At 58.4% G+C, this 17,348-nt stretch carries 12 protein-coding genes and 1 pseudogene; 5 read left to right on the forward strand and 8 right to left on the reverse strand.

Features of this window, described 5'->3' with window-relative positions:
- Positions 1-240: 240 nt before the first annotated feature.
- From B5J99_RS18840 to B5J99_RS18855, 4 genes are read right to left on the reverse strand one after another with little or no spacing between them, the layout of a single operon-like run.
- Positions 241-3,336 carry an efflux RND transporter permease subunit gene (locus B5J99_RS18840; RefSeq protein ID WP_117353659.1) on the reverse strand — a complete coding sequence of 1,032 codons (3,096 nt, stop codon included), beginning with the start codon at positions 3,334-3,336 and terminating at the stop codon, positions 241-243.
- Between the two features lies 1 nt (position 3,337).
- Complete coding sequence (locus B5J99_RS18845) at positions 3,338-4,450, reverse strand: efflux RND transporter periplasmic adaptor subunit (RefSeq protein WP_117353661.1); 1,113 nt, start codon at positions 4,448-4,450, stop codon at positions 3,338-3,340.
- On the reverse strand, positions 4,444-4,857 hold the full coding sequence (locus tag B5J99_RS18850) for a hotdog fold thioesterase (RefSeq protein WP_117353663.1): 414 nt from the start codon (positions 4,855-4,857) through the stop codon (positions 4,444-4,446). The genes B5J99_RS18845 and B5J99_RS18850 overlap by 7 nt, the downstream gene beginning before the upstream one ends.
- Positions 4,854-5,741: an alpha/beta fold hydrolase gene (locus B5J99_RS18855; RefSeq protein ID WP_117353665.1), complete on the reverse strand. Its 888-nt coding sequence runs from the start codon at positions 5,739-5,741 to the stop codon at positions 4,854-4,856. The genes B5J99_RS18850 and B5J99_RS18855 overlap by 4 nt, the downstream gene beginning before the upstream one ends.
- A gap of 71 nt (positions 5,742-5,812) precedes the next feature.
- Between B5J99_RS18855 and B5J99_RS18860 the strand changes: the two genes are divergently transcribed.
- Positions 5,813-6,289 (forward strand): MarR family winged helix-turn-helix transcriptional regulator, encoded by a 477-nt coding sequence (locus B5J99_RS18860; protein ID WP_245991942.1) that lies wholly within the window; start codon positions 5,813-5,815, stop codon positions 6,287-6,289.
- 137 nt (positions 6,290-6,426) lie between these two features.
- Here B5J99_RS18860 and B5J99_RS18865 read toward each other — a convergent pair.
- The 4 genes and pseudogenes from B5J99_RS18865 to B5J99_RS18880 form a co-directional block, all read right to left on the reverse strand.
- Positions 6,427-7,058, reverse strand: a pseudogene (locus B5J99_RS18865) (tyrosine-type recombinase/integrase).
- 231 nt (positions 7,059-7,289) lie between these two features.
- Positions 7,290-7,592: a HigA family addiction module antitoxin gene (locus tag B5J99_RS18870; protein ID WP_058456848.1), complete on the reverse strand. Its 303-nt coding sequence runs from the start codon at positions 7,590-7,592 to the stop codon at positions 7,290-7,292.
- On the reverse strand, positions 7,592-7,873 hold the full coding sequence (locus B5J99_RS18875; RefSeq protein WP_117353667.1) for a type II toxin-antitoxin system RelE/ParE family toxin: 282 nt from the start codon (positions 7,871-7,873) through the stop codon (positions 7,592-7,594). The genes B5J99_RS18870 and B5J99_RS18875 overlap by 1 nt, the downstream gene beginning before the upstream one ends.
- Positions 7,874-7,971: 98 nt before the next feature.
- Positions 7,972-12,189, reverse strand: a complete 4,218-nt coding sequence (locus B5J99_RS18880; protein ID WP_425456501.1) for a strawberry notch-like NTP hydrolase domain-containing protein — start codon at positions 12,187-12,189, stop codon at positions 7,972-7,974.
- Between the two features lie 222 nt (positions 12,190-12,411).
- Between B5J99_RS18880 and B5J99_RS18885 the strand changes: the two genes are divergently transcribed.
- The 4 genes from B5J99_RS18885 (at position 12,412) to B5J99_RS18900 (ending at position 17,348) form a co-directional block, all read left to right on the forward strand.
- Positions 12,412-13,611 (forward strand): AAA family ATPase, encoded by a 1,200-nt coding sequence (locus tag B5J99_RS18885; RefSeq protein WP_117353669.1) that lies wholly within the window; start codon positions 12,412-12,414, stop codon positions 13,609-13,611.
- The gene (locus B5J99_RS18890; RefSeq protein WP_245991944.1) at positions 13,608-14,624 is read left to right on the forward strand and encodes a ParB/RepB/Spo0J family partition protein; all 1,017 of its coding nucleotides are present in this window, start codon (positions 13,608-13,610) and stop codon (positions 14,622-14,624) included. Before B5J99_RS18885 ends, B5J99_RS18890 begins: the two co-directional genes overlap by 4 nt.
- A gap of 178 nt (positions 14,625-14,802) precedes the next feature.
- Positions 14,803-16,056 carry a replication initiator protein A gene (locus B5J99_RS18895; RefSeq protein ID WP_211337935.1) on the forward strand — a complete coding sequence of 418 codons (1,254 nt, stop codon included), beginning with the start codon at positions 14,803-14,805 and terminating at the stop codon, positions 16,054-16,056.
- 1,010 nt (positions 16,057-17,066) lie between these two features.
- Positions 17,067-17,348: a WGR domain-containing protein gene (locus tag B5J99_RS18900; RefSeq protein WP_082396445.1), complete on the forward strand. Its 282-nt coding sequence runs from the start codon at positions 17,067-17,069 to the stop codon at positions 17,346-17,348.

A 17,348-nucleotide genomic window follows, 5' to 3' on the forward strand; every position in this document is an offset into this window, starting at 1 on the left:
ATTGATTTAGCCACCCTCGTGCATGGTACGAAGTCGCTTTGGCGCTTCAATGCAGGAGGGTGACCGATGTCGATTTATGCAGGATTGGATGTGAGTGACAAGACGACGCACATTTGCGTGATCGATGCTGGCGGCAAGGTTCTTCGGCGAGACGTGGTTGCAAGCGATCCAGACGTTCTGGCCAAGTGGTTGAGCCGGCATTGCCCCGAACTCGTTCGCGTCGTGCTCGAGAGACGCGCTTCAGCCATATAGCCTGCTTCGAGCTGCGGTGCGAATACGCCCGGCCAAGCCTCTCAGATCACCCGCTGCGGAATAGGCGGCGGGCACTACCAGCAACGTCAAGAACGTGGAAGTGGTCAAGCCGCCGATGATGATGAAGCCCATTGAGTTGCGCCACTCAGCTGCATCCGACTGAGCAAGGGCGACCGGCAGCATCCCGAATATTGCCGCCAGCGCTGTCATGAGGACGGGTCGCAGCCGTTCGGGCGCTGCCTTGCGCATCGCCGAGGCGGGATCCATGCCAGCGTCCCTATACTGGTTGGCGAGATCGACAAGAAGGATGCCGTTCTTCATCACAATCCCCATCAGTGCAATCATGCCGATCTGAGCAAACAGGCTCATTTCTTGTCCTCCTGCCCACATGAGAAAATAGGCTCCTGAAAAGGAAAGGGGCGCGGTGAGCATGATAATGATCGGCTGCCCGAAGCTGTTAAACTGGCTTGCCAGCACGATGTAGAGCGCCACGATTGCAAGGGCGAACGCGAAGACAATTGCCTCCCCTGTCTCGGCCAGTCTTCGCGCTGTGCCCTCGGTCCGGATCGAAAGTCCAGGCGGCGGCGGGTTGGACGCAAGGAGGTTCTCGACCTTCGTAACCGCGACGCTCAGCGCTACGCCAGGGGCTGTATTCGCCTGCACTGAAATCTGGCGCGATCGATCAATACGGTCGATCTCCGCGGCGCTTAATGCCACTTCGACATCGGCGACTGCTGCCAGATCGACCAGCGTGCCTTGTCCGGTTCTGAGTGGCAGTGCCTGAACATCCGAGAGGGTCTGCCGATTAATTTCGTCGAGGCGCACGCGGACATCATAGCGCCGCCCGTCGGCTTCGAAGGTTCCCGCATCACTACCTCCGACCAGCGTACGGGAGGCCGCGGCAAGGCTGCGCGCCGATATGCCGAGGTCCGCTGCGCGGTCACGATCAAGCACAATCTGCAATTCGGGTCGGCCGCCCTCATAGGTGGAGCGGACGTCGACGAAATCGGGCCGGGCGGCGAGTTCACCTTGTAGCCATTGGGCATAATCGTTGATCGCCGTAGTATCACTTCCGGTGATGATAAGCTCGATGGCAGCTTGCCCGACACCTCCGCCCGACACCCAGGGAACCTCCGCCACAGATACCTCGCGCGCTCCGGCGACACCTTCACTGAGGGCGTCGCGCGCGAAGGTCATCAGGTCATCTTGCGACAGGTCACGGGTCCGCTTGGGGGTCAGCCCGACATAGATATCGATTTCGTTGACCTTGGGATTGGTGCCGCTACCCGCGCTCGCAAACACGAGTTCGACTTCCGGGTTTTCGCGCAACACGACGTCAGCCTGCTGGGCTGCTTCGCGCGCTCCGGTGATCCCCGTGCTGAGCGGTAGCTTGACCGTCGCGAGAAATTCCGACCGGTCAGTGGTCGACATAAATGTGCTCGGTACAAGCCAGGCAAAAAATCCGCCGACAAGAACGCTCGCCAGAGCGCCAGCAAGCACAACATACCGTCTGCCAACTGCCCAGCTGACGAGGCGTTCGTAGCGCAAGCGCATCCCGACATGAAATCGCTCTACACGCCCCAGCCATCCATCTTCCGGATGTTCCGGGCGCAGCAATCGGGCTGACAGGGCCGGCGTCAACGTGAAGGCAACCAGCATCGAAACGCTGACAGAAAACACGATCGCCAGTCCGTATTGGAAGAAGAAACGCCCGACGATGCCCTCCATGAAGGCGATCGGAACGAAGACCGCAAGCGTTGCAAATGTGCCAGCCAGCACCGCAAGTGCGACACGCTTGGTGGCCGCATGTGCCGCCTCGGTTGGATCCACGCCGTCATCGACATCGTTCTGGATTGCCTCGACCACCACGATGGCATCATCCACCAACAGACCAATCGCCACAGTGAGTGCCAGCAGGGTGATCATGTTGATGGTGAAATCAAATGCGGCGAATGCGACGAAGGTGGAAACGATCGAGGTTGGAATGGCGAGGAGAACGATGATCGTCGCGCGCCAGCTCAACAGGAACAGAAAGGTTACGGCGACCACCAGCAACACCGCGATGACAAGATCGAACAGCACGTCCCCGATTGCCTGTTCGATGAAGCGCGATGTATCGCGTGCGATGACGAGTTCGACCCCACCCGGTGCGCTTGCACTTATATCATCGATTGCGGCCCGGATCTGCTCTGCGACTGCGACGGTGTTTTCACCACTCTGTTTGCGCACTTCGAGCACCACACCAGGCTTGCCATCAAGCTGCGCATAGCTGGTTTCATCTTCGACCGAATCTTCGACGCGGCCGACATCGCCGATACGGACGGTCTGGCCATTCGGGCGATAGGCAATCGGAATCCTCGCGAACTCGGCTGCGCTCGCCGCTTCGGCAAGTGTGCGGATGCCGAATTGGCGTGTCCGCCCCTCCGTCACCAGCCTTCCGCCCGGAAGCTCCGCGTTTTCACGCTGGATTGCCGAGAGCACATCGTCTGCCGTTATGCCGCGTGCACGCATGGCGGATGCATCCAGCCATATGCGCATTTCGCGTTCGCGCCCTCCGACAAGTTCGACCGAGCCGACCCCCGGAACCCGCTGCAATCGTTCCTTCACCTCCTCGTCCGCAAAGGTGGTTAGATCGCGGATCGGCATATCGCCGGACAAGAGAACTGACAGGATAGGCGCAGCGTCGGGATCAACCTTTTCGATGACCGGCGGCTCTGCATCGGCGGGCAAATCAGCACCAAGCCGCGACATCTTGTCACGGACTTCCTGGGCCATGAGGTCGGCGTCTTGTTCGAGCTCAAACTCGAGATTGACGATGCTCACCCCTTCGGCGCTGACAGAACGCATCTGTCGCAGGCCCGCGATGGTGTTGAGCTGCTCTTCGACGATGTCGGTGACTTCTGTCTCGATCGTCCCGGGCGACGCGCCGGGCAGTGTGGTGGTTACCGACACGTAGGGGAATTCGACTTCGGGAAACAGATCGACTCCGAGGCGACCGAAGGAAACGAGGCCAAGCACGACGAGCGAGACAATCAGCATCGTCGCAAACACCGGACGCCGGATCGAAACATCGGCCAGCCACATATTACTTCTCGCCGGTCGTGCGGCGCGGCTTCACCTGCTCGCCGTCGCGCAAGGTTGCCGGAGGATCGATGATCACTTCCTCGCCTGCGGTCAGGCCTGACCGGATCCGCACCCTGTCGAGGTCGATACTGTCGAACCTGACCTCGCGGCGCTGAGCCTTACCATCAAGGATGATGAAAAGATGGGCGGCGGAGCTGTCGCCGAGAATTGCTGTTCGGGGCAGAATGATGGCCGGTTCAGGGGGGATCTGTATCTCTGCCCGGGCCGCAAGGCCGGAGCTTATCCGGTAGTTGGGATTGGCGATCGGAAGCCGCAATTCGACCATCCGGCTTTCAGGGTCGACCCGGTCGTTGATGATGTAGACGATGCTCTCGAACGGCGCGTCGAACCCCTCGATGAAAACGCGCGCGGGCATGTCTCGCCGCAGCGTACCGACATATTCCTGCGGCGCGTTGACGATCGCCGCGACGGTGCCGAGCTGTTGCAATTCGAGGGCCGCCGACTGGCCGCCTCCCGCAAACCGATTGTTGAGATATACCCCCTCATCGACGAGGCGCGCGGTTACGACGCCGTCATAGGGAGCACGGGTAATCGTATCGCTCAGGGCCTGCTGCGCGGTGCCGAGTGCGGCATTGGCTTGCGCCTTTTGCGCGCGCGCTACGGCAAGCTGGGTCTCAACTGCATCGACCTGCGCTTTCGAAACGAAACCCTTCGGCGCAAGAGCGATCACGCGTTCATAGCGCCGTTCGGCTTCAATCGCTTGAGCGGTCGCGAGATCGACCGCAGCTTGTGCCTCTGCCACGTTCCGGTGATAGTCGGCTTGCCTGATGCGAAAGAGCGGTTGCCCGCGTTTCACCCTGTCGCCAACTTTCACAAAGATCCGCTCGACCGGACCTTCGGTGAGCGCTCCAATTGCACTGCTCTGTTTGGCGGCAATAGTTCCGAACGCCTTCACCGGTTCGTTGAGCAATTCGGTCTTGACGATCGAGGTCTGAACCTCACGCGGGCCTTGCGGCGCCTCTTTGGCAGCCTGGTCATCAGTTTCGCCGCCTGAACAGGCAGACAGCAAGAGGGCGACGGACACCAATGCGGGTACTAAGAGGCGAATTAGCATATGTAGGCGCCCCTGCCGCTGGCCAGGAGTTTATCGTCAGGGCCGAAAATGCGAGCTTCGGCGACACTTATCTGGCGCCCGATTTTGATAACCTGTCCACGCGCAACGAGCGGACCAGCGGTCGCGGGCCGATGATAATCGACCCTGAGATCGGCGGTAGCCTTGGCCCGCGTGCCCAGCATAAGCAAAGTGTAAAGCCCGGTGAGATCGATCAGCGCCGCAAGCACGCCGCCATGCGCCGCGCCAAGCACAGGGTTGGAGATGATTTCCGCGCGCCAAGGCATCGTGAGTTCAAGCCCGTCTTCCGAGCAGGATTGGATTTTCAGGCCGAGCCATTGATGGAAGGGCGCAATGTCCAGCAATTCTTGCAAGCGCGCCCGCTCAAGCACCATTGGCAGTCCACTCATTGCCCCGATCCTGTCGGACCATGGTGGCGATTCAGAAAGCCGAGGATCGCATTCGAAAATGCATCATTGGCATCGCCCACGACCATGTGGGTGGCGTCTGCGATGTCGGTATATTCGGCATGCGGGGCGACCTCTCGCAGATGTGCAACGGCTTCTTCAGAGACAAGGTCGCTCGCCGCACCGCGAATGAGATGCAGCGGGAGTGTCAGACTGGCCGCCGCCCTGCTGAGTTCCTGAAACTGATGCTCCTGATTTTCGGGATTGCTCCGTTTGGCCGCCATGATGTTGCGAATGAACGCTGGATCCCAGTGCCAGTAAAAGCGGCCATCATCCTTTTGCCGGAGATAATGGCGCAGGCCTGCGCCAGCGCCGCGCTTCCCGCGATGTGGCATGTAGCGTGCGATAACATCCGCCGCTTCATCGGGTGACGAAAAGCCGGTTTCGACATGCTGTTCCATGAATCCCACCACCCGCATCACGCCGTCTGGCTCCATGCGCGGTGCAATATCCACCAATGTCAGCGACGCGAAGCTGCCTTGGGCAAGGTCACCCTCGCCGACCAGTCCGGCGAGGCCACCAAGCGATGCGCCGACCAGCGCGGGCTTGCAATCCATTTGGGATGCGAGCGCGACAAGATCAGCTGCAAAGTCACGAATATCATAGGCTCCAGCATCTGACCACGCGCTGTCACCGTGGCCGCGCATGTCAAAAGCAATTGCGCAATACCCGGCGTCAGCAAGATCGGTCGTGACCCGCTTCCATGCTCTCCGGGTCTGCCCACCTCCATGAGCAAGCAAGACCGGCATTGCGTCAGGCGCGCCGGTGATCTCGGCTGCGAGGTCGAAGCCGTCGGCGCCCTTGATTCTGGTCGAAATTGTGCCCATCGCATTTGGCTATACTGTAAGGCGCCTTACAGTAAATATCTTTATTCTCGTTTCGGAGAAGCTATGACCGGATGATGGTAACTCGCTCGGAACAGGCTGCCGATGAAACTGCGGCGAATTTTCTGACCGACACAGATCGGCTCGTCTTCCTGATGGAAGAGGTGACGCGGCGGCTGCGACGCACATTCGATACCTCCTTCGAACAATTCGGGCTCACCCGCACCCAGTGGCGCGCTTTGGCATATCTTTATCGAACGCCAGGCCTGACGCAGACCGAACTTGCCAGGGAGCTTGAGCTAGAACGAGCAAGCGTTGGTCAGGCCATTGATAGGCTTGAAGAACTGTCACTCGTTGAGCGACGTAGCGCAGTGAACGATAGGCGCGTTTGGCACATCCACCTTATGCCTGCTGCAGTTGAGTTATTACCGAAGCTTAGGACCGAGGCCGACGCGGTCTACGGGCGCCTGCTTGCCGGGACGGACATTGATGAGCTGGACCGGTTAAGTGCGATGTTGGCCGCGATGCAGGACAATTTGGATCGCAATTAGACGCGCTGGCTTTCAATGTCTCCACTGACCGTTCCGACACCGGACGTTCAGCTTCCCACCCACTTGTTGCCGGTTCGGCGATCTCAGCTTTTCACCACAAGCGGCCATCGGAGCTTGCCCGACGGCCGCCATGATGGTCAGATTTCGATACGCTCAGCGAGGACCAGTGCATTCTCCACGTCGACACCGAGATAGCGGACAGTGTTCTCGATCTTGGAATGCCCCAGAAGAATCTGGACCGCACGTAGATTTCCCGTTGTCCGGTAGATCATGGCCGCCTTGGTGCGCCGCATGGAATGGGTGCCGTAGTCTTCCCGCCGCAACCCGACAGCGGTTACCCATTCATCGACAAGCCGAGCGTATTGCCGCGTGCTCATTGGTTGGCCGTAATGGATCCTGCTTGGGAACACGAAATCATCGAGGCTTCCTCCCCGCCGCAGCAGCCATGTCGCCAGGCTCGAGCGGGCGTCCGCGGTGATTTCAAATTGCACGGGTCGCCCGGTCTTCCGCTGAATAATCATGGCGCGGTCGCGGACCTCTGATCCGGCCACGAGGTCGCCGATTTTGAGCTTCACCAGATCGCAGCCCCGCAGTTTGCTGTCATCGCCAGGTCGAACAGCGCACGGTCGCGGAGCCGCTCCTCGCGATCAAGAAAGAACCGGATCGCCCAAATCTGTTTCTGGGTCAGTGGCCGCTTTGTGCCGACGGTTCTGCCGGCATTCCACACAACGCGGTTCTGCATGGCGGGGTCGAAGTGAGAATAGGTCATCATCTTTCTCCATGGCCTTGATTGGCCAGGTAGAAAGAACGGGAAACAAATGTGACTTTGCCTTTGATCGGGCTGAAGGATTGGGAGTTTGCGATTTAACGGGACAGAATTGGCCTATGTCGGTCCGAAACCATAACTTCTTGGCCAGTAAGCGCATTGTCAGTCAGGCGGGATATCCGATGGAGGGAGTTCCAACGTGACTGCGATCATCGGCAACCCAATTGAGTCCTGCTATGCAGGCTCGCGCACGCGCTCGATAGAAATCGTCTCCGATCCGCCCTTGGCTTGCGCAAGATCATAGGCGGACTGCATCCGCAGCATGGTGGCGGCAGAAACACCAAATGCCTTCTCGAAGCGGATCGCCATCTCCGGGGTTAGCGCAGCCCTGCCATTCAGCAAGCGGCTCAACGCAGGCCGAGTAACCTTGAGATGATCTGCGGTGCTCGACACATTCATGTTGTAAGGCTTCACGATCTCTTCGAGCAACCAAGGCCCCGGGTGGATCGCGAAGCTGTCATGGAGCTTGATAGCCATCAGTGATAGTCCTCCAGGTCGAGATCAGCGACGGTGAGTTCGTCGATAATTGTGAATGTCAGCCGCCAATTTCGGGTTACCGTCATGGCGAAATATCCCTCCCTGTCGCCAGTGAGGGGATGAAACCCGAAATTCGGCGGCACTGCCAGCTCATCCAGGCTCTCTGCCGAGGCAATAAACGCCAGCATGCGACGGAGCCGGTCAGTCTCGATCAGTCCTGCTGGCTTTCCGGTCTCAGCAAATCTGCGAAGCGCCTTGTGGCGGATGCTTCCGATTTCCATGGAGGTGTAATCCCACAAGTTACACAAATAGTCAACAGGGGTGTAACCCCTGAGGCTACACCTCGGTCATTGGGGGGGCAGCTTGCAAAATACGCAGCTCACACGTGAAGCAGATCGCTTATCACCGATGAAGCGGTCGCTGTTGGAATAAACACCCGCGTTCGGAACGCGATTATCTCCGTGAAGCATCCGATGCTCTTCAGCCGGGGCAGCTGATCGACAGGTGCGCCCACGATTTCGTAGCGCTGCTCTCCCGCCACGCGCGAACATTTGATGGTCACCTCGAACGGCTGCTTGATCGGAATTGTCCGGCCTTCGCCAAGCGCCTTCATGATCGTCTCCGGGGTTAGTTCAACGGTAGAGGCAATGTCGAATTTCTCGAGCAGCTTCGCCACATCGAGTTCGTGGACCATGCGGCCGAGCCAGCTTCCGCCCTCCTCGTCCACGATCCGCCGGACCTCCAGATAGTCGACAGGAAGGCTCGACCAGATCGGCAGGAGAAGTCCGGTCGCAAGGTACACGGTCTCTGTCGTTAGCCGTTCGGCAAGCTCCGCAACCTCGCTTTGCCACAGCTGATCGAAACTCCGGCGCGGAGCTTCTTCCCAGGCCGATTCCGCAAGGTCATCGAAGTGGTGGTATTCGCGCCGGAGCGGACGGTGGAGGATAACTCGCCTGATGAGTTCGCCCTGTTCGGTCATGAAGTGCCGCGAAGGTTCGGCCAGGGCTGCTTTCCCGCTCTTGGTATTGTGGAGCAGAATGCAGCCGTCGGCGTAATCTCGGCGCTCAAGGACACGCTCAAGCGTGATCGGCCGCGCTCTCGTCTTGAGAGCCAGCTGCAGCAAGTGTGACGTGGCGCCGGTTCGCCCGTCGGTCCGCAGGACTATGTCTTCGACAACCTCAGCCTGTTCGACCCGTAGGGTCTCGACGCCAACATCGAGCGATCCGGCCTCGCGCGCTGCCGACACCCGCGCTTCGACCAGCCCCAGAAATTCTTCGAAGATCGCATTCTGCATTCCGATCGGCAGCGCGAGGATGCGGTTGAGCCAGCGCTGGATCGGCGGAAGGTCCTCTTCGAGAATGCCGTCTTCCGAGACAATCTTGAGCCCGCTACGTCGCTGGAAATCGATCAGCGTTGCGCTCTTGAGCTTGCCGTCCGCCAGCAGGGTAAACCAGGTAGAGAGAGCGGCCTTGGCATATTCGCTTTCGAGATTGTCGGCAGGGTCAAACAGGTTCTGCCCGCCCGTCTGGCGTTGGCCCCGCGTCAGCGCCCCCAGGCTGTCGAGCCTGCGTGCAATGGTGCTGGTGAACCGCAGTTCCCCCTTGCAGTTCGTGGTCACAGGCCGGAACAGCGGTGTGTTGGCTTGATGGGTCCGGTGCGTTCGGCCCAGCCCCTGGATGGCGCGGTCGGCTCGCCATCCCGGCTCAAGCAGGAAGTGGATGCGCCGCTTCTGGCAAGCTGCGTCAAGGCTGGCATGGTACGATCGCCCGGTGCCACCCGCATCGCTGAAGACAAGGATTGGCTTCCTGCCGTCCATGAACTGATCTGTCTCGGACTGGTTCGTCCGCGGCGAACGGGTTTCGAGACGCTGCAGGCCGTCGCTCTGGTTTATGAGCCGCTTGCTGCGCCCGGTCACCTCGGCGACCTTCTCCGGTCCATAGTGCTCGATAATCCCGTCCAGCGCTGGCTTGATCGGGGGCATGGCGCACAGATGCTCGATCATCTCGCTGCGGCGGGCGATCGCAGTCTGGTTGTGGACTGGACGGCCTTCTTCGTTGAACATCGGTGCCGAGCGCTGGGTGCCGGTATCATCGACGAATACCTGCATCTGTTGGGTGGGGAAGGCGCGCTCAAGGTACTCGATCACGGCGTCGAGCGGGCTGAGGTCGACGTCGAGATCGGCGCGCTCTTCTGGGGAGAGGCTGTCGAGACGGCGATCGAGGATGCTTTCGGCGGTCGAAACCAGTTGGACGACAACCACCTCGTCGCGATCCAGATGGAGATTGATGGCAGCAATCAGCGTTGGCAGCTTCATCGACAGCAGCAGCTGGTTGAAGAACCGCTGCTTGGTGCTTTCAAACCGGCTTCGCGCTGCGGCTTTCGCACCGCTGTTGAGCGTTGTGCCGTCGATTTCATCGACGACACCGGTCAGTTCCAGCGCCTCCTCAAGGTTCTGATGAATGATCGCCCAGGCGTCGGCATAAGTGTCGTAGACGGCGATCTGTTCGGCGGTCAGATCATGTTTCAGGATCTCGTATTCGACGCCTGCAAAGCTAAGCGCACGCGCCTGATAGAGGCCCAGTGCCTTGAGGTCCCGCGACACGAGTTCCATCGCAGCGATGCCCCCTGCCCTGATCTGGCTGATGAAATCTTCCCTGTTGGCAAACGCGGTGCCGGGTCCCCACAGACCGAGCCGCACGGCATAGGCAAGGTTGTTGACCTCCGAGGCCCCGGTCGCAGAGGCGTAGAGAACCCGGGCATCGGGCAGATTGTTTTGCAGCAGCACGCCGGCGATACCTTGCAGCGATCCGCTTTTCGTGCCGCGGGCGCCCTCGCCTCCTGCAACACCGCCCATCTCGTGGCTCTCATCAAAGGCGATGATACCGTCGAAATCCTCGCCCGCCCAATCGAGCAGCTGCTTCAGGCGGGTGGCGTCCTGACGCTGGCTGCGGAGGGTCGGGTAGGTGACGAACAGGATTCCTTCGCGAAACGGAACCGCCTGATCGATCTTCCAGTTGGAAAGCGGCTGAACGTCGGCCGCAAGGCCGCCGATTGCGCTCCAGTCGCGGCGCGCATCCTCAAGCAAGCTCTCGTTCTTCGAGACCCAGATGGCCTTGCGGCGTCCAGCAAGCAAGCCATCAAGGATGCAGGCGGCGATCTGTCTGCCCTTCCCTGCCCCCGTGCCATCGCCGAGGAAATAGCCTTTGCGGTAGGCACGCCCTTGCTCGTCGAGTTGCAGGCCAACGCCTTCCTCAGCCGGAACAAACAGGCCAGGCAGATACTGCTGCCACGCGTTTCCAGCATAGATGACGGTTTCGATCTGGGCCTCGGAGAGCAGGCTTTCCTGAAGGACCCGGTCCTGCAGCGCCGGGACATAATCCGGGATAGGTGCCGGGATCGAGCCCATGGCCACGCTTTCGACGAGTGGCGTCGGATGCTCGCGTGCGCCAACAATGTCGACCCGGCTTGGCCGGTACGGGATGTAGACCCCACTTTGCTCACCGAGCACGCGCGGCTTGTCCAGGATGCTGAACGCCAGTGCTTCGATCTTGGGGGCTTGGGCTGCCCTCGCCTTGACGGGCTTTGTGATCGGCGTCGCCCGCATGGCTTTGAAGAGCGCACCCGGCTTTGCTTTCGGCGGCACCGCGCGCGGTTCGCAGTCGGGCTCGGCTGTCACGCGTTTGATGATTGGAACCGCAGACGCAACGTCTGCAACTGTCTCCCGCGCCAAAACTGCAGGTCTGATCTGCCCTGGGATCTTGTCGATCACGTACAAGCGCACGGCCACGCTGGTGCCCTGCTTGTGATAGCATTTATCGAGCCGGATGGATGTGCGGACCGTGCAAGAGGCAAAGGTGTCTTCGTAGATTTTCGCAAGCTTTACGCTCGTCGTGAACCAGTCCGGCATGATCGCGACGATCCGCCCCCCCTTCCCTAGCCGCGTGATGGCAGCGCGCAGGTGACGCACCGCTGCGAACTCGTCTGCCCCTCGTCCCACTGACCGCGAGAATGGCGGGTTCATCAGGATCAGGCTTGGCTGCACTGCCGCGTCGAGATGCGAAGCCAGCATGGCTCCATCGATCCCTGTTGTGGTGGCCTGGGGAAACAGCAGGGCCAACTTCTCACGCCTGCGCGGGTCGATTTCGTTGAGATGCAATGCGCTGACATCGGGCAAAGTTGCCACAAGGGCGCCATGTCCGGCGCTCGGCTCAAGAACGATATCGGTCGCGCGCGGCTGCGCCAAAATCACGGCTAGGCTTGCGAGGTCTGCGGGCGTCGAGAATTGCTGGTACCTGATCTGATCTTCACTTCTGACCGTATGTGTCGGCAGTGCCTCGATAAGCGCACTGATCTCCGAGATCTGGGTCAGCATCTGAGGTTTGCTCAGCTGTGCGGCCATGTGGCGCGTCAATGCCGCCTCGAGCAGGTCAAAAGCGTCCCGTTGGCTCCAGGCGCCGTTTGCGGAGCCCTCCCTGTAGAGCTGGCGCATCGTCTCAAACAGGCGTTGCTTGTTCGCCAGTCCGGTGGCGATGGCGTGCTGGATTTCGGTGATTGCTGCGTCCAGCTTCTGGCTGGATTGTTGAAAAAGGTCGGTCACGGTCTGCTCCTGATGCTGAACCGCATCAGGTCATCCCCCTTCCCTCTCGCCTCGGGGTTATGAGCCCGTGATCACTACAGGCTATGCGACAAGGGGTGGCCGGCAGGGACGGGAATTCGGGACCGGTACCATTCCGATGATATCGGTTTGACTTCTAGCGCCGAAAATGATCATAAAACACAAACTGGGTCGCAGAGCTGCGATTCATCGAAAGGCAGACGCATGTCCTACACCGTGAACACACTGCGAAATATGACCAGATCCTGCGAAATGATGCGCGATCGGGTCAAAGCTGTGGTGTTCAAACCTGATGAACGCAAGGTCCTCAATATCACCTTTGGGCCTACGGCGGCAGCGGAATTGGTCGGAAGAACGCCTGAAGCGCTTGCCAAGGCAGAGAAGGAGGGGCGTCTCGCGCCTCCGAAACAGCTCAACAATGGCCGCCGCTATTACACGCTCGAAGACCTTACTCATATTCGCAAGGCGCTGAACATTCATCCGGGCAAGCTAGCCCATGAGAATGCGGTTGTAGTAGCCGTGCAGAATTTCAAGGGCGGCGTCGGCAAGAGTACGATTACCAAGCATTTCGCCGATTTTCTCGCACTGAACGGATATAGCGTTCTCGTGATCGACTGCGATCCGCAGGCGTCAACGACAACTATGTTCGACATCCAGCCCGAAGCACTTATCGATGAAGAGGAGACATTAGGAAACTTCCTGTCGCCTCGCAGTACATTCGATGATTTCAGGAAGGCAATCCGAGAAACCGCTTGGCCTACAATCAAAATAGTGCCGTCAAGCCTTGGCCTGCAGGATGCAGAGTGGGACCTCACGGCAACGTTGACGGAGGGCGGACAAGCAGTGCGCGAGGGACTTCAGCGTCTCCGTATTGGCATCGACAGTATCATCAATGACTTCGACGTCGTCTTGCTCGATCCTCCGCCGGCTATGGGGTTCCTGGGCCTCAATGTGATGGCCGCCGCAACAGGTATGCTTATCCCGGTTCCGGCAAGACAGCTCGACTATCTTTCAACCATCCATTTCATGGACACCATCGCCGAGAATATCGAGATCCTCGAGGATCACGGAACGCCTGTTGATTACGGGTTCATTCGCGTCGTCTGCTCGGCCTACACCCCCAGCAAGCCAGGTGAAGCCGACATGTGGAAGATGATGAAGGCCACATATGCCAATTTCCTGCTGAATCAGCCGATCCTAGCTTCTGAGGAAATCAAGAATGCCACTCAAGCATTCCGGTCGATCTATGAAAGCAAGCCTTCAGCTGCGCACGCAACCTACCAGCGTTGCCGGGACAATCTCAACGCAGTCTTCGGAGAAGTTCTGAACGAAATACATGAGCAGTGGCCGTCGAAGAGCATTTCGAGACGGTCATCTGACACGGCAGGGAGTGTTGCAGCGTGAGCCGTCGTTCATTGATCGGCGAGGCCCTCGCCTCCCCTGCCCCTGACCAGCCTTCCGTCTCTGAAGCCAAGGACGCTGCAGGGGCAACCGCATCGCGCAATTTCACAACACGTCGGCTTGAAGGCTTCACGGAAGCAGCGCGGATGGTCAAGCGCCCGACCATCCGGCTCAAACCTGCAGAATGTTCGATCTGGCCGGGAAACGCCCGTGATTATGAACAGCTCACCGAACCCCGTTTGCGATCTCTGATTGAATCCATCCAAGCAGAAAACGGGAACCGCATCCCAGTAGTCGTGCGCCGGAAACAGCAAGGTGAGCTGCAGTACGAACTGATCATTGGCACAAGGCGCCACTGGGCTGTCGCGTGGCTCAACGCCAATCACTACCCGGATATCGAACTCGTCGCGATTATCGAAGATCTCGATGACGAAGCTGCGTTCCGCCTTGCTGATATCGAGAACCGCGAGAGGGAAGATATTTCAGATTTAGAGCGCGGTTTGAACTACAAGGCAGCAGTCGATACTTATTACGATGGCCTTCAGGCCCGGCTTGCTGAACGCGTAAAGATCTCGAAATCTACGCTCGCCCGGTACATCGGCCTGACAGAGATCCCGCAAACAATCGTAAGCGCATTTGCGTCGCCAATGGAACTTCAGGTGCGTTACGGTGACAAGCTTCTTCCAGCCATACGCAACCCATCGCTGCGCCCTAGGATGGAGGAAGCAGCAAAGCAGATCGCTGCGGAGCAAAGTTTCCGGCAATCCGGAGACGAAGAGCCAATTTCTGGCCCTCAGGTTGTTGTCCGTCTGCTCAAGGCAGTTTCGGGCAGGCCTGGCCGTGTTCAGAAAGCCGTAATCGAAGCGGCAGGATCGTCCATTGGTATCATCGAAAAGGATCGTGCACGAGGGCTCACGATAACGATCAACCCCACTGATTTGAGCGCTGACGAAATCCTCGATGCATTGCGCCCTCTGATTGAGAAGGCGAAGATTCTAAAGAGGCCTGCCCCATGAAGGAGGGTTTCGGACCCACCTATGACCATGTGTTCACCACTCTGAAAATGTGGTTTTTATTCTTGTATTTCATATGTTTAGCCAACTTGTCCCACATGTGGGACAGTGGCAGATTTACTGGGCGAAGAACGTGAGCGAGAAAGATCAGTCCTCCTCCGGTCGCCGGGTGCAGTTCGAGATGTTCTTCACGCTGCCTGATTTCAGCGACATCTCGCTGCGGGACTATCAGGAGACCATGCAGCGTCCTTTCTTCAGCCTTTCGAAGAAGAAGCGCCTGAAACCCATTGAGTACCTCAGTCCGGATAAGTCGGTCACCGTGCATGTATCAGCCAACCCAGCCTATGGGATGGCGACCATCTGGGATGCAGATATCATGATCTATCTGGCGTCCCACCTCAACGAATTGCGCGAGCGGGGTGACAACGACCTGTCGCCGACCATTCGTGTTCAACCTGGCGATCTTCTCAAGCGAATCTGCTGGGGCGTAAGCGGGCGCGCTTATGAGCGACTGATCGCAGCGCTTGATCGTCTTCAGGCCACGACGATCAAGACGAACATCCGCGCGAACTCCAAATCCCGCGAGACCACATTTTCGTGGATCGATAGCTATACTCATCTCGTTGATGAACGAACCCAGCGTTCGCTTGGGATGGAAATCACGCTTTCCAAGTGGTTCTTCGACGGGGTCATGGACAAGCGAAATGTCCTTGCGATTTCGCCTTTGTATTTCGAGATAACGAGCGGACTTGGGAAATGGCTCTACCGCGCCGCTCGCAAGCACGCTGGTGGCAATGGGCCAGAAGGTTTCACGATTGGCTTCGAAACTCTTCATCAGAAAAGCGGTAGCGAAAGCTCCCTACCCTCGTTCAAGAACAAGATTCTTGAATTGGCGCGAGCTAACAACCTGCCGGATATCAGTCTGGAGGTCATTGGAGCAGAGACGCCGCGTCCAAAGCTGAAGATGGTGATGCGTCGCCATCTCGAAAAGCCTTCTGGAAAATTCGAGGATAGTGGCTCTGTCACCACGGAGAGCAGAGCCCAGCGCATTCAGCGCGCAACCCCCGAAAAGGCAGCCAAGGTCAGCCCTCCGCCGGAATTCGTTGATCCTGCCCTCGTGCGCAAGCTCCTTGCAACAACGAGTGCGAGCTTGCGCCCCGAACAGCAAGGCGGTGCATCAGCCGCATTGGACAGCAACGCAAGCCAATCTCAGTCACGACGGAGGGGAGGGGGCGCGCAGGACACTCTTGATCCCGAAATCTATCAGGCCATCCGTTCTGAATGTCCTGGCTGGGATCTCGATGTGCTGATGCGGCAATTCGATTCCTTTCTGAACAGCAATCCCCATGAGTTGCCAAGGAACTACTCGAAGCGGTTCTACGGCTTCATGAAGAAGCACCACGAGCGCAACAAGCATACGCTTCCGGGCTTTTGAAGGTCTCTCCCGTCTGTGGGACCGGTTATGTGCGTCCGGCGCGCTAGTAGCGCCGCCGCCCAGCTTCTGACCGGTGACAGTCTGCGGCAAGCATCGCGATTGATCGGAAATATAAGAACGGTCTCATGATGTACGCCCGATACCGAACGTGTTTTCGGGAATCACGCCACTTACCCCTCCCGATCAGAAAACTACGTCTACGTTCGGCACCTGCTAAAGAATTGCCGACAAGACCCAAGAGCACCAGCATTGAACACTCCGCGAGTGCTTCAGCCGGTCATCTTTGACTGAAATCAGCCATCTAACGTAGAAAGGTCGGACCAGCTTGCAGATCGCCTAAGCCTCAACTTCGGGCACAGCTTCCAAGAAGCGCGACGGATCAGCCGGCAAGCTGGAGGAAAAAGGACGCCGCCAAAAGCCATTCCCGAAAACACGTTCAACCGGAGATACCAGATTTCCGAAAACACGTCCGTTTCAGCCTCGGGGCAAATGGCGATCAGAAAGTTTGGGATCGACGCACCATATGTGAATCGGAACGCTAACTGATCCTATGGCCTCACGCTCTGAGCCGCGTTTTCAAAGTTATCAACAGGGCAGGGAGGTGGCCAACGTGTGATCGGGCATCAGATGACGTGTTATTAGAATCTGGCGGTCGTGCTATCAGAAACCGAACATCGTGTTATCAGATTCGACATAGCGACCCCGACTCGCGAGAAATCAGGAGTTTGCAGGCTGATGGCGAGCAGGTAACCTCTTAACCTTAGAATCTAAATCCCCTAACGTTTTCGCCTGCGGCGGATTTGTTATTGATTTGATTCAAGATTAAGGAAGACTGCGCTCTCGCTTCGAAAATGACCTCGCCCGAGAGACGCGCAAATTCCATAAGAATCAGACGTCCGCAACTGAGCGGCGGTCAAAGCCTCAGGATCGATTCCTTGAATCACCATAGAGACCTGTGATTCAAACTTCCGATTGGCCTAGCTCCAGGCGGCTGTCGCATACTCCTCCGTATGTTAGAGCATGATCAGAACGAGTGTCACATTTGGCTCGAAGCCAAAAATCCCGATCTCAATGTTGCACGGCGCTATGCCATATCTCGGAGCCAAGACCTGTTCGGTGTTGCGATTGTTGAATTCTCGTGGGGCCGGATTGGAACGCGTGGACAGCGACGTAAGTTGTCATTCGCTGACCCGGGCAGGGCGAAAAAGTTTGTAGAGCAGCTGCTACGCCGCAGAGCGAGCTCACAAAATCGAATTGGCGTTTGCTACCGGGAAGTATTCCGGGGTCCATGA

Origin of the sequence: Blastomonas fulva, from assembly GCF_003431825.1 — a bacterium.
Taxonomy (GTDB): domain Bacteria; phylum Pseudomonadota; class Alphaproteobacteria; order Sphingomonadales; family Sphingomonadaceae; genus Blastomonas; species Blastomonas fulva.

Coding starts and splice junctions, on each gene's coding strand:
- B5J99_RS18840 (WP_117353659.1), bottom strand. CDS start 3,336: ATGTGGCTGGCCGATGTTTCGATCCGGCGTCCGGTGTTTGCGACGATG.
- B5J99_RS18845 (WP_117353661.1), bottom strand. CDS start 4,450: ATGCTAATTCGCCTCTTAGTACCCGCATTGGTGTCCGTCGCCCTCTTG.
- B5J99_RS18850 (WP_117353663.1), bottom strand. CDS start 4,857: ATGAGTGGACTGCCAATGGTGCTTGAGCGGGCGCGCTTGCAAGAATTG.
- B5J99_RS18855 (WP_117353665.1), bottom strand. CDS start 5,741: ATGGGCACAATTTCGACCAGAATCAAGGGCGCCGACGGCTTCGACCTC.
- B5J99_RS18860 (WP_245991942.1), top strand. CDS start 5,813: ATGATGGTAACTCGCTCGGAACAGGCTGCCGATGAAACTGCGGCGAAT.
- B5J99_RS18870 (WP_058456848.1), bottom strand. CDS start 7,592: ATGGCTATCAAGCTCCATGACAGCTTCGCGATCCACCCGGGGCCTTGG.
- B5J99_RS18875 (WP_117353667.1), bottom strand. CDS start 7,873: ATGGAAATCGGAAGCATCCGCCACAAGGCGCTTCGCAGATTTGCTGAG.
- B5J99_RS18885 (WP_117353669.1), top strand. CDS start 12,412: ATGTCCTACACCGTGAACACACTGCGAAATATGACCAGATCCTGCGAA.
- B5J99_RS18895 (WP_211337935.1), top strand. CDS start 14,803: ATGTTCTTCACGCTGCCTGATTTCAGCGACATCTCGCTGCGGGACTAT.
- B5J99_RS18900 (WP_082396445.1), top strand. CDS start 17,067: ATGTTAGAGCATGATCAGAACGAGTGTCACATTTGGCTCGAAGCCAAA.